The 12,503-nt window shown below is 63.9% G+C and carries 10 protein-coding genes and 1 tRNA gene; 7 read left to right on the plus strand and 4 right to left on the minus strand.

All coding sequences use genetic code 11. The features are described 5' to 3' along the window. Positions 1 to 307: 307 nt before the first annotated feature. Together ACP7AU_RS13960 and ACP7AU_RS13965 are read left to right on the plus strand one after the other, a co-directional pair. A complete protein-coding gene (locus tag ACP7AU_RS13960; protein WP_426051795.1) occupies positions 308 to 1,864 on the plus strand; it encodes a KAP family P-loop NTPase fold protein in 1,557 nt (518 codons plus the stop codon). Positions 1,865 to 2,014: 150 nt separating this feature from the next. Continuing rightward, positions 2,015 to 2,227, plus strand: a complete 213-nt coding sequence (locus ACP7AU_RS13965) for a hypothetical protein (RefSeq protein ID WP_426051796.1) — start codon at positions 2,015 to 2,017, stop codon at positions 2,225 to 2,227. 55 nt (positions 2,228 to 2,282) lie between these two features. Here ACP7AU_RS13965 and ACP7AU_RS13970 read toward each other — a convergent pair whose 3' ends face one another. Next, positions 2,283 to 3,839 (minus strand): hypothetical protein, encoded by a 1,557-nt coding sequence (locus ACP7AU_RS13970; protein WP_426051797.1) that lies wholly within the window; start codon positions 3,837 to 3,839, stop codon positions 2,283 to 2,285. 65 nt (positions 3,840 to 3,904) lie between these two features. Here ACP7AU_RS13970 and ACP7AU_RS13975 point away from each other — a divergent pair, with 65 nt between their 5' ends. Next, complete coding sequence (locus ACP7AU_RS13975; protein WP_426051798.1) at positions 3,905 to 5,101, plus strand: DUF6161 domain-containing protein; 1,197 nt, start codon at positions 3,905 to 3,907, stop codon at positions 5,099 to 5,101. A 96-nt stretch (positions 5,102 to 5,197) separates the two neighbouring features. Here the strand turns inward: ACP7AU_RS13975 and ACP7AU_RS13980 are convergent. Then, positions 5,198 to 5,273: transfer RNA gene (locus ACP7AU_RS13980), tRNA-Lys, on the minus strand. A gap of 163 nt (positions 5,274 to 5,436) precedes the next feature. On the opposite strand from ACP7AU_RS13980, the gene ACP7AU_RS13985 reads away from it, so the two are divergent. Together ACP7AU_RS13985 and ACP7AU_RS13990 are read left to right on the plus strand one after the other, a co-directional pair. Continuing rightward, positions 5,437 to 6,888, plus strand: a complete 1,452-nt coding sequence (locus tag ACP7AU_RS13985; RefSeq protein WP_426039471.1) for an amino acid permease — start codon at positions 5,437 to 5,439, stop codon at positions 6,886 to 6,888. Continuing rightward, a complete protein-coding gene (locus ACP7AU_RS13990; protein WP_426051799.1) occupies positions 6,888 to 7,241 on the plus strand; it encodes an Hpt domain-containing protein in 354 nt (117 codons plus the stop codon). The genes ACP7AU_RS13985 and ACP7AU_RS13990 overlap by 1 nt, the downstream gene beginning before the upstream one ends. Here the strand turns inward: ACP7AU_RS13990 and ACP7AU_RS13995 are convergent. Next, the gene (locus ACP7AU_RS13995; RefSeq protein ID WP_303694842.1) at positions 7,238 to 7,597 is read right to left on the minus strand and encodes a chorismate mutase; all 360 of its coding nucleotides are present in this window, start codon (positions 7,595 to 7,597) and stop codon (positions 7,238 to 7,240) included. The two genes, ACP7AU_RS13990 and ACP7AU_RS13995, sit on opposite strands and share 4 nt — an antisense overlap. Further along, positions 7,569 to 8,384: a ferredoxin--NADP reductase gene (locus ACP7AU_RS14000; RefSeq protein WP_426051800.1), complete on the minus strand. Its 816-nt coding sequence runs from the start codon at positions 8,382 to 8,384 to the stop codon at positions 7,569 to 7,571. Before ACP7AU_RS14000 ends, ACP7AU_RS13995 begins: the two co-directional genes overlap by 29 nt. Positions 8,385 to 8,648: 264 nt before the next feature. Between ACP7AU_RS14000 and ACP7AU_RS14005 the strand changes: the two genes are divergently transcribed. Continuing rightward, a complete protein-coding gene (locus ACP7AU_RS14005) occupies positions 8,649 to 10,895 on the plus strand; it encodes a DPP IV N-terminal domain-containing protein (RefSeq protein ID WP_426051816.1) in 2,247 nt (748 codons plus the stop codon). After that, positions 10,832 to 12,415: an amidase gene (locus ACP7AU_RS14010; protein WP_426051801.1), complete on the plus strand. Its 1,584-nt coding sequence runs from the start codon at positions 10,832 to 10,834 to the stop codon at positions 12,413 to 12,415. Before ACP7AU_RS14005 ends, ACP7AU_RS14010 begins: the two co-directional genes overlap by 64 nt. Positions 12,416 to 12,503 lie beyond the last annotated feature (88 nt).

Genomic DNA, 12,503 nt, shown 5'->3' on the forward strand with positions numbered 1-12,503 from the left:
TAAACGCCATCGCCCGGCAGCTCAATGAACGGCCCAGAAAGACCTTGCTCTATCGGACGCCAGCGGAGACCTTCGCCGCGTGTGTTGCAGCGATCAGTTGAGCCCGCCACCCTTAGCGGACGTTCCCATCTGTCATTGGCTAGCCGTTGACCTACGCTCGCCCTCTCAAGGAGACCACACTGCCTACAAGTACGATTGATTGAAAAGCGACGAACCGACCAGCCAAAGGGGTGGCGCGGTGGAGTTGGGAGATTGCATGGACGCCAGCGCGCACTACCTTGGGTGAGGGTTGGAGCAGGGCGCACACATGACGACATCGCTGGACGAAATCTGGAAGGGGGACCTACTCAAGCGTCGCGAAGATGCGCAGATGCTTCAAGACTTCCTCGTCAGGCGGCACGCCGAACGCAAAGAGGACGGCGACAGGGGTGCCTATGTGGTGAACCTCAACGCGGGTTGGGGGCACGGCAAAACCTACTTCATGGAGCGGTTTCGCAAACAGCTTGAAGCCACTGGTCACCCCACGGCATTCGTTAACGCTTGGCGCGACGACAGCAGCAAGGAACCCGTGGTGGCCGTGATGGCCGCTATCGAGACGGCGCTCAAGCCTTACTTCGCCAAGGAAGACGCAGCGCGGAAGATTTGGAACGCTGCCAAGGCCAATAGCGCCACGATCGTGGCCACACTGGCCAAGGGAGCCGCGCGGCAACTCATCAAGAAAGGCGTGGGCGAAGGCATCGAGGAGCTGGAAGCTCTCTTGGCCAACGAAGACCTCGTGAGCGAAGACGTGGAAAACTTGTTGGACGACGCTGCGAAATCAGCGGCCGACGCCACAACTGAGCAGGTCACCACGCTGTTGACGGCTTACGTGGACCAGAAGCTCAAGGACTATCAGGCACGCATCGCCAGCTCCGCGACATTCCAGCACCGGATGAACCAGCTGCTGGCTCAGATCGATGACAAAGCCGGGGTGAAGATGCCATTCTTCGTCCTAATAGACGAGCTGGACCGCTGCCGACCCACCTACGCAATCGAGATGCTGGAGCAGGTCAAACACCTCTTCGACATCGAGAACACCATCTTTGTGATTGCCACCGATGGCGACCAGCTCTCCCACAGCATCCGCGCGGTTTATGGCGAAGGTTTCGATGGGAAGAAGTATCTGCTCCGCTTCTTCCAGCGCCATTACAAGTTTGAGAAGCGAGACCTAACCGACTTCGTTTCCTACCTCTTCACGCGCTACAAGATCGACAGGTCCAAGCTCCACACGCCCCATAGGGAAGATCCAGTCAAGCTGTTCGTAGGAGCAATGCAGGCATACAGCGTCACATTGCGTGATGCCGAGCAGTGCTTCGACATATTGCGGTCGATGATAACAACATGGGACTACAAAGCCCAGATCGAGCTATCATTGATGCTGCCTCTGATCATCAAGTATCAGCGGCATAACGCTGAGGCGGTGACGGCCTACATAGAAGATCGTAAGCCTGCTGATGAAGACAAACATAATTGGACGATCACCGTTCAGACCGCCAGCGATGGTTTCCGGCCTGGTCCTCTTCAAGCCGTGTCTGTGCATCAATTGAACCGCGCCCTGATCGATCAAGCTCACCAGCCTCTCGACAGTGTGCTTGACTACGGAGGAGGTAGCCCAACGGCTGACTACGCCAAAGAGGTTCTCAATCGAGAGATTCAAACCGTCCATAATGGCCATATCCAGCGCGGCATGATCTCTAAAATCACGCAGTATCCCCGCATCGTCAGGCAGGTGAGCCGACTGGCTGCTCCGCGCAACGAAGCAGACGACAGCGTTGAAGCCAAAGGCGAGGTCTCTCCCCAAACAGACCCCGAAAATGTCGGCTAACCACCTATAGCGGACCTTCACAGAGTCCGCATTCGGCTCCTAAAGAAGTGAGATTATGTCGGATTGCGTCTGAGTGGGGTACTGCTCAGTCTGACAGGAGCAGAAAGCGACCTCGCACCACCACCGACGAGCGCAAACAAGGAGGACAGCGTGGCAGCAGGCTGGCTGAAGTTGAAGTTTGAAGAGAAGGGCGCGGGGCTGGTTCGTGGCGCGGCATGGGTAGTCGCTGACGGCCACGAGGTCACTTCTGATTGCGCAACTTTCTCGGAGCTGGAATGTCGGCTGCGCGAGATCGAGCAAGACGTCGCCGCTATCCGAAAGGCGGGTAAGGCTGCTTTTGATCGCTGTCAACGCGGCCACTAGTGTCCAATGGTATGAGCGGATATGCCGGTGGTCATGCACTGCTTGGGGCGGTGGATTACTCCTGGGTCAGCAGCGCAGCGGCTTCCGCATCAAGGCCCAACCGCCTGTACCAAGGAAGGACCTCGGCCATTCGATCGTTGAAAAGATATGTCTGAGAAACCTGCTCAATATCCTCATCGGCCCCTAGCTCTCTCATTCCCCAGCCAATGCGTTCTGCGGCTTTGCGGGTTACTTTGAGTACGCCATCCGCGTTGGTCTTGTGCAGCAGTCCCTCAAGGTCGGCCATGTGAGTAAAGCTAACCGGACATTCGTCCTCAGGTTCGATGCCGGGCTCATTTTCTGCGCACCATTCTCGTGCCATTCCAAGAATGATCTCGTCCTGTTTGTGGGTCATACGCATCCACGGGTCGAGTGTCAGGACCAGTCCGATGACATCTGGTGAAGAACGGTCGGGAACCAACTCCCGCCGCATATGAGAGCAATGCCGCCAGATTTGGCCTACGCCCTTTGCCAGCTCACGGTAGCCACGCTCAGTTTCGGCCTGCCAATCATCTGAGAACCGCACGGCGAAGTTCATTCGGGTGGCCTTGCACTCCACGATGAGCCGAAGCTGATCTTGTGGGCCAATGAGGATGTCTGGCGTCCTTCTGGGAGCGGCCCTTGGCCCATAGCCGTATTCACTCCGAACTTCGCCGATGAAGACCGCACTGAGTAGCTCCAGCGCATACTGTTCAAAGCGGCGACCGATGTAGTCACGTAGCCCCGACGGAGCCTTCACCAAGTCAAGGTAGAGACCAACGGTCGCCCGTTCCAGGACTAGCTCAGGCAGCGGTGCGATGTAGGTGCCGTCGCCCATCTCGATAAGCGGCGTGCGCCGCAGAATGCTTGGCCGCGCAGCTAGGTTCAGCGGGCCTCGACGCATGGTCGCCGCTTCAGCTCGCGCGCTGGCCAAGGGGGTGCTTGCCAACGCCAACGCGGCGTCGATCACTCGCTGGTCTAGGTTCAGCTGAGGAACTAAAAAGCCATTGCGATGTCCTCTTGGGGAGCTTGCGTAGACTGACTGGCAGGCCAATGCGAAAAGCACGAACTCAGAGGGCGTCAGACCATGCTCGTCCCGAAACCACTGTTCGCATTCGCCTTGGCCGTAGATGAACGCAGATCGATAAAGCACCGGGGCGCTCATCCATCCTTGCTGCCAGTCGAACTGTTTATGGGCGATGCGCGACATGCCTTGAAGCACGTCTTGGCCTCTAGCCAGCTCGAACCCGGCCTCTTCGTTCTCAACGCTCAGGACTGCATTATAGGCGGCGGCGAACCCCTCATAGGATGTGCAGTTGAGGTTTCGGGGAACCAAGAGTTTGGGTTTCGGAACGGTCAGCAACTCGTTGACCAAATCCTCCAGCATCCAAGGCTGAATGTAGAGGCTGTTATCTGCGAGCTTGTGCCTCAGGTCCGCCGGCAGGTGAGTGAAGCCGCGCGCGCCGACATCGTAGTCGCCAACTCGTAGACGGTCCACGCACCAAATCATCTGAAGAAAGGCGGGGTCCTCTGAAATGGTCAGCAGATAGGTGAGCCTGTTGCGCGCTCTGTCGCGCTTTAACCGCGTGGTCATTGGCCACTCCTGCCGACTCGACTCAAAAGTTGCCGCAGCTTAGCTGATGCTAGCGGGAGGGTTTTATGGCCGAGATAGATGGACAGCTAGCGGAGTTCTCCCTCTGGGACGGCTCCACTTGGAAGCTCCGAGGATGGAAGGCTGTCAATCGCTGGATGACTCAGATTGACGAGTTCTGGCGGCCATTCGAAAGCGCTCCCGTTCCATCGGACCCCGTCAACGCGAAGGGCAATCTATTCGGTCGGCTAAACGATATCCAAAATCGTGTTCGACAGGCGGAGGCCTCGGGGCTCACTCCGCGGGATTTCGCTCCCGATCTTGCATCGCTAATCAATCAGGCGTGGGGCCCCTGCCATCCCGACAGCCCCACGGGGCAAATAGTAGCGGACGCGCTGGACGAACTCAGCGCGGAGGCTGCGCTATTCGCTTTCGGGCTGCTGCGCGGTGGTACGCAGCCCGGGCATGCACAGAATCTGGAGCATACCCGAGGAATGTTGGCGGCTGCATATCCCGGATGGCTGGCTGCGGCTGGTAGTCAAAAACGATTTGCAGCTGAACGATCCAATTTCCGCGAGGGCCTTAAGCGGATGTCCGACGCAATGGACGAAGCTGAGGCCACTCGGGCAGCGCACTGGTCGCAGCTCCTAGCCGAGAGCACGACAGGCTTGGTGGGGTGGGTCAAGCGCCGCTCCAACGCTTGGCGCGATACGAAATCCCGATGGTTGGGCCATCATAACGAGTTGATCGCGCAGCTCGATGCGCTCGAGGCCACCTACCGCGAGAAGCTTAGCTTGATGGCACCCGTGAGGTACTGGGAAGACAAAGCAGAACGGCACAGGACGGCGGAAGCCGTGGCTGCGGGACGTGTCAGGTCCTTCTTCCTCGCAGCCATCCCCCTCATGGTCCTGATGTTCGGCTTTACGGGATGGTACCTCATCACTCAGGTGGATGGGACACCTCCAACGGGCCTGTACATCGTGGTCTCAGCTGGGCTGGCGACGACTGCCGGCCTCATGCTTTGGATCGGCCGGTTGCTGACGAAGCTGTACCTGAGCCAGCACCATCTTCGTCAAGATGCGGAAGAGCGGGCGGTGATGACGACCACATACCTCGCACTCACGGCTGAGCAGGCGGCGTCAGATGCAGACCGCACGATCATTCTGAATGCGCTGTTCCGGCCCACGTCAGACGGCATCGTAAAAGAAGACGGCGGACTTGACCCAAGCGTCGCCGGTTTGATTTCGAGGATAGGTGCTAGGTAAGAGCCTGCCGCTATAAATAGGCTATACGGCAGTGAGCAACTACCCACGCAACACCGCCGAGCGCCCAGTAAGCTATTGTTTTATAAAGCAAGACGGTGGTGGGTGATGTAGGGTTCGAACCTACGACCCGCTGATTAAGAGTCAGCTGCTCTACCAACTGAGCTAATCACCCGTACCATCGTCGCGCGGTCGTCAGGGACGTTCGGCGAAGGGAGCGGAAATAGAGACATCAGGGCGGGGATGCAAGGGATTTCCGCCTGGTGTTCCGGTTCGCCGCAGGCCGGTCTAGCATCCCCGCGGAATCGGTCCGGCAAGGGCCATCGGGGGAGTAGCGAATGGCCTTCTGGAACCGGCGCAAGTCGATCGACGCGATGCACCAGGCCTCGGACGGACCGAGGCTGAAGGCGACCCTGAGCTGGCCGCACCTGCTGGCGCTGGGCGTGGGGGCCATCGTGGGGACGGGCATCCTGACCCTGATCGGCGTCGGCGCGGGGCTTGCGGGGCCGGCGGTGATGATCAGCTTCGCCCTGGCGGGACTGGTTTGCGCCTGCGCGGCCCTTGCCTATGCCGAGTTGTCGACGATGATGCCCCAGGCGGGCAGCGCCTACGCCTACTCCTATGCGGTGCTGGGCGAACTGATCGCCTGGATCGTGGGCTGGAGCCTGATCCTCGAATACTCGCTCGTGGTCTCGGCTGTGGCGGTGGGCTGGTCGGGATACGCCGTCGGCTTCCTGACCGGACTGGGCATCGACCTGCCGACGGCCCTGACCGCGGGACCCCATGTCGCAGGCGGCCTGGTCAACCTGCCAGCTGTGGCGATCATCGGCCTTGTGACCGGACTGCTGCTGCTGGGTACGCGGGAGAGCGCGACGCTGAATGCCATCCTGGTGGTGATCAAGGTCGCGGCCCTTATCGCCTTCGTCGCCATCGCCTTGCCGGCGTTCGACGCGGCCAACTTCACCCCCTTCATGCCCAACGGGTTTGGAGCGCCCGCCTTGCCGTTCGGGGAACTGATCACCGGCCAACCGGCGGTTCAGACCGGGGTCATGGCGGCGGCGGCGATCATCTTTTTCGCCTTCTACGGCTTCGACGCCATCTCGACGGCGGCTGAAGAGACCAAGAAGCCCGAGCGCGACCTGGCGATCGGCATCGTCGGTTCAATGCTGATCTGCACCGTGCTGTACCTGGTCGTGGCGGCGGCCGCGATCGGTGCTCGGCCGGTGGCGAGCTTCGCGGACAGCCCAGAGCCTCTGGCCCTGATCCTGCGCGAGATGGGGCAGGGGACGGCGGCGCAATGGATCGCGGCCTCGGCCGTGATCGCGCTTCCGACGGTCCTCCTGGCCTTCCTGTTCGGCCAGAGCCGCATCTTCCTGGGCATGGCGCGCGATGGCCTGTTGCCGACCTCGCTGGCGAAGATTTCGTCGCGCGGCGTGCCGGCGGTGGTGACGGTGTTCACCGCCATCGTGGTCGCGGCCCTGGCCGGGGTCATGCGGCTGGACGAACTGGCGTCGCTGGCCAATGCGGGAACCCTTGCGGCCTTCGCGGCGGTGGGGGTCTGCCTGATCGTTCTGCGGCTGCGCGATCCGAACCGGGTGCGGAAATTCCGGGCGCCGCTGTGGTGGCTGGTCGGGTCGATCACCATCGTCGGCTGCGTCGTCTTCTTCTTCAGCCTGCGTCCATCGACCCAGATGTGGTTCCTGGTCTGGAACGCCGTCGGTCTCGCGATCTACTTCCTGTGGTCGGCGCGGAACGCCCGGCTGGCGAAGAACCCGGATCAGGCCGCCTGATGTCCCGCCGCGACCTTTCGGGCGCCGTCGACTTTTCGGTCCTGGACCGGACGACGGGCGGCGACGACGGGGTCGCGGAGGAGGTGCTGGGGCTGTTCGTGCAACAGGCCGAGATGTGGTCGGCGATGCTGGACACCCGGATCGAGGGCTGGCGCGACGCCGTGCACACGATCCGGGGCGCGGCGGCGGGGATCGGAGCGGGGGCCCTGGCCGAGGTCTGCGCCCAGGCCGAGACGGCTGAAAAGGAGGTCGCGCCGGCCAGGCTGGACCATGTCCGCGACGCCCTCAACGCGGCGCTGGCCGACGTTGCGGCCTGGCGGCACGAACTGATGCTGAGGTCGCTGAAGGGCTAGCGACGCGTGCGGTCGTAGGTCGAGAACTCGTGGGCGATGCAGCGGTCGATGAGCAGGCGCCAGACCGGTTCCGCGATGTCGCGCGACAGATGACGGGCGTCGGCGGCCGCAAGAACCTTCGAGACCACATCCTCGATACGGGCATCGTCGTGGACGGCGTCGCGGTCCGGCTTGATCCGGGCGGCGGCGTCCATGTAGCGCTGCCGCTCGGCCAGCAGGGCGACGAGGGCGCGGTCCAGGGCGTCGACGCCCTGGCGGACCTCGGTCATCGACTGGCAGGCGGCGGGATCGATGCGGGCGTCCACGGCCACGATCTGGGGGTGGTGTTCAGCCGACAAAGGCGCGCTCCAGAACATAGTCGCCGGGCTCTGCGTTTGAGCCCTCCTTCATGCCAAAGCCTTCCAGCAGTTCGGCGGTTTCCTTGATCATGGCCATGGAGCCGCACAGCATGACGCGGTCGCGCTCGGGCGAGAAATTGTGCGGCAGACCGAGGTCCTCGAACAGGACGCCGGACTTGATGCGATCGGTGATCCGGCCTGGGGCTTCGAAATTCTCGCGGGTGACCGTGGGATAGTAGGTCAACTGTGCCTTCGCCTCGTCGCCGATCAGGGGATCCTCGTGGATGCCGGCGGTCAGGAAGTCGCGGTACGACAGATCGGCGACGTTGCGGGCCGTGTGGCAGACGATGACGCGGCCGAAGCGGCTGTAGGTGTCGGGATCGCGGGCGACGCTGAGCCAGGGGGCAAGGCCCGTGCCGGTCCCGATCAGCCACAGGGTCTCGCCGCCGGTGAGGGCGTCCAGCACCAGGGTCCCGGTCGGCTTCTTGCCCATCAGGACGGTATAGCCCGGTTTGATGTTGACCAGGCGCGAGGTCAGGGGGCCGTCTGGCACGGCGATGGAGAGGAACTCCAGCTCCTCGTCCCAGGACGGGCTGGCGATCGAATAGGCGCGCAGGACGGGCTTGCCGCCGTCAGCGCCCGGCAGGCCGATCATCACGAACTCGCCGGAGCGGAAACGGAAATCCTCGGGGCGGGCGACGCGGAAGCTGAACAGCTGGTCGGTCCAGTGATGGACCCAGACGACCTCGAGCTCATGGAAGGCGGAGGGCTTCGGCGGCGGCGGGGACAGGGCGGCGTCGGTCATTGCGGGTCTTCTAGGCGGACGGGCCGCCGGGCGAAAGGTCGTCGGGGTCGCGGCCGAATCGACTCCGGAAATTGGAGCTCGGGTCGTCCATAGAGTCTGATGCCCCCGACTCCGGAAATTGGAGTCTAGATAGTCCACTGAGTCTTGCTCGCCGCATCGGACCTCATGCGAACGGAACTATCAGACGGACACGCCAAGATAGGTCGCACCCGTCCAGATGGAAGGGGATGACGCGGCGGATTTCTGCGACTAGCGTCCGTGACCATGCGCACAGTTCTTCTTGCTTCCGTCTTCGCCCTGACGGCCGGTTCGGCCTTCGCCCAGTCCGCCAACCCCGCCGTGCTGACGCCGGAGCGGGTGTTTGCCAACCCCAGCCTGAACGGCCCGGTGGCCCAGGGGGTCAGCCTGTCGCCGGACGGCGAACTGGTCGCCTTCCTCAGGGCGCGCGAGGACGATGTTTCGGTGCTGGACCTGTGGGCCGCGCCGACGGGGGCGGGCGAGCCGTTCAAGCTGATTGACGCGAGGGCCCTGGTCCCCGACGCCGGCGAACTGTCCGAGGCCGAGAAGGCGCGGCGCGAGCGGATGCGGATCTCGCAGCGCGGCGTGGTCGAATACTCGTGGGACGAACAGGGGCGCTACATCCTCGCGCCGCTGGAAGGCGACATCTTCCTGGCCAGCCGGGAAGGGGGCGGAATTCGCCGCCTGACCGAGACCGAGGCCGACGAGATCGACGCCAAGGTGTCGCCCGAGGGGAACTACGTCTCCTTCGTGCGCGACCAGGACCTAGTGGTCATGAACCTGGCCTCGGGCGCCGAGCAGGCAATCACCACAGAAGGCGACGGCCTGATCACCTGGGCGACGGCGGAGTTCATCGCCCAGGAGGAGATGGACCGCGACACCGGCTACTGGTGGAGCCCGGACGAGACCTACATCGCCCTGCAACGGACCGACGAGACGCCCGTCGATATCGTCCCCCGGCTGGACATCACCGGCGGCGGCGCGAGCGTGGTCGAGCAGCGCTACCCGCGCGCCGGGCGGCCGAACGCCATCGTCGAACTGTATGTGCAGGACGTCGCCGCCGGACGTCGGGTCAAGGTCGACCTGGGGGCTGACACCGACATCTATCTGGGCCGGGTGAACTGGTCGAAGGACGGGCGGACCCTTTACGTCCAGCGCCAGTCGCGGGACCAGCAGACGCTGGACCTGCTGCGCGTCGATCCGACGACGGGCGCGTCGCAGGTGATCGCGACCCAGACGTCTAAGGCCTGGGTCGATCTGACCGATGACTTCAAGGCCCTGAGCGACGGCCGGTTCATCTGGTCGGACGAGAGCACCGGCTGGCGGCACCTGTATCTGTACAACGCCGACGGCACAAAGATCCGGGCGATCACCTCGGGCGACTGGCCGGTCAAAGCGCTGAACGGCGTCAACGAGCGGACGGGCGAGGTCTTCTTCACCGCCTCGATGCACGACGGGCGCGAGTTGCCGATCGAGCAGCAGCTGTTTCGCGCCAACATGAACCGGGCGGCCACGCCCGTGGCGATCACCCCGGCGGGCGGATGGTGGAGCGCCTCGGTCAACCGGACGGCCACGGCCTATGTCGGCGACTATTCCGATCCGGTGACGCCGCCGCAGTCGGCCCTGTACCGGATCGACGGGACGCGGGTGCGCTGGATCGAGGAGAACCGGCTGGCCGAGGGGCATCCCTTCTTCCCGTTTGCAGGGCGGACCCGGGCGCCGGAGTTCGGCACGCTGCAGAGCCACGGCGAGACCCTGGTCTGGCGCATGCAGACGCCGCCCGACTTCGATCCAACCCGGACCTATCCGGTTGTGATGCAGGTCTACGGCGGCCCCAGCACCGGAGCCGGAGTGAAACGGAGCTGGCAGTCAACGACGAATCAACTGTTGACCGAGGCGGGATATATCGTTTTCCGCCTCGACAACCGGGGTGAGGGGGACCGTTCGGCGGCGTTCAAACAGTCGCTGTACCGGCAGATGGGAACGGTTGAAGTCGAGGATCAGGTTCTGGCAGCCAACTATCTGAGATCGCTGCCTTACGTGGACGACAATCGCATCGCCATGATGGGGTGGTCCTATGGCGGGTTCATGAGCCTGATGGCGCTGACCGAGCCGGACATGGGACTGGCGGCGGCCGCCGTCGGGGCGCCGCCGACGGAGTGGAGCCTCTATGACACCCACTACACCGAGCGGTTCATGTCGACGCCGGAGGCCAACCCCGAAGGCTATGCCGCATCAGACGCCATTCCGCGTCTGGACAACCTCACTGGCCGGCTTCTGCTGATGCACGGCATGGCAGACGACAACGTCATTCTCGAAAACTCGACGCGGGTCATCGACTCGCTTCAGTCCAAATCCATCCCGTTCGAACTGATGCTCTATCCCGGGCAGCGGCACGGCGTGCGGGGCAACGACAGGCAGCTGCAACAATGGCGCATGTATCTCGACTTCCTCGACCGCACGATCGGATTGCGGGCGCCCTCGGCGGACTGATCCTCGCCGGGTTCGCGGCGCCGGCGTTCGCGCAGGACACGGCGCCGATCCTGGCCGCGCAGGCGGCGGAGGCGGACGCGCATTGCGCCGGCCTGACGCCGCTCGATGGCGGCGAAGCCGGGGTCGCGGCGGGGCTGGTGATCTCTGCGTGTCAGCGGGACGCGATGACCTCGCATGCGGTGATCCGCTGGGCGGCCACGGCTGATGCCGTCGCGTACGGCGCCAGCGCGGCGGCGGGCCTGCCGATCCTGCTGAAGGACAATATCGAGACGGCGGATATGCCGACGACGGCGGGGTCGCTGGCGCTGGCGAACAATGCACCGGGACGGGACGCGCCGCTGGTGACGCGGCTGCGAGCGGCGGGCTTCCTGATCCTCGGCAAGACCAATTTGTCGGAGTGGGCCAACATCCGCTCGACCCGGTCCATCAGCGGCTGGAGCGCGGTCGGTGGTCTGACGCCCAACCCCTATGATGCGACGCGGACGGCCTGTGGCTCCTCGTCGGGCAGCGCGGTCGCGGTCGCCGTCGGACTGGCGCCCGTCGCCATCGGCACGGAGACCAACGGCTCCATCGTCTGCCCGGCCTCGGTCAACGGGGTGGTCGGGTTCAAGCCCACCGTGGGACTGGTCAGCCGCACCCATATCGTGCCGATCAGCCATTCCCAGGACACCGCCGGACCCATCGCTGCCACGGTGCATGATGCGGCCCTGGTCCTGACCGCCATCGCCGGATCGGACCCTATGGATGCCGCGACGGTCGAGGCGGACATGCGCAAGGTCGACTATGTCGCCGCCCTCGATGCGGACTCCCTGCGCGGCGCGCGGATCGGGGTGCTGCGGTTCTTGGCCAACAACTTCTCCGACGATACGAAGGCTGCGTTCGAACGGTCGCTGCAGGCCATGCGCGACGCCGGCGCCGAGCTGGTCGAGATCACCGAGGGACCGGACATGCGGGCCATCGGCGGGGCGCAGCTGACGGTCCTGTTGACCGAGCTGAAGGTCGATCTGAACGCCTATCTGTCCTCGACAGACCCGAAGCAGGTGCCGACGCGGACCCTGGCGGAGGTCATCGCCTTCAACGCGGCCGAGCCGCACGAGACGGTGCTGTTCGGGCAGGAACTGTTCGAGCGCGCCGAGGCGACCGGTGGGCTGGAAGACCCGGCCTATGTCACGGCGCGGGAGACCTCGCTGAGGCTCTCGGGCGTCGAGGGGATCGACCGGATGATGGCGGAGAACCGCGTCGCGGCCCTGGTGTCGCCGACGACCTCGCGCGCCTGGACCAACGACCGGGACGACGAGGACGAGGGACAGGGATCGGCCAGCACCCTGGCGGCCGTCGCCGGCTATCCGCACCTGACCGTGCCGATGGGGATGGATCGCGGCATGCCGGTCGGGATCAGCTTCATGGCCGGCGCCTGGCAGGACGCGACAGTGCTGTCGCTGGGCTATGCCTTCGAGCAGAAGACGATGGCGCGACGGGCGCCGGGCGAACGGGCCCCGGCCGGTCAGGACGCACAATGATGATCCGGCGCGGACTGGTTTTCGGCCTCACCCTGGCCGCCCTGACTCTGGCGGGATGTGCCACGCCCAATGGCGACGGCAGCTGGGA

The organism is Brevundimonas sp. SL161 (assembly GCF_049896985.1).
Taxonomy (GTDB): Bacteria; Pseudomonadota; Alphaproteobacteria; order Caulobacterales; family Caulobacteraceae; genus Brevundimonas.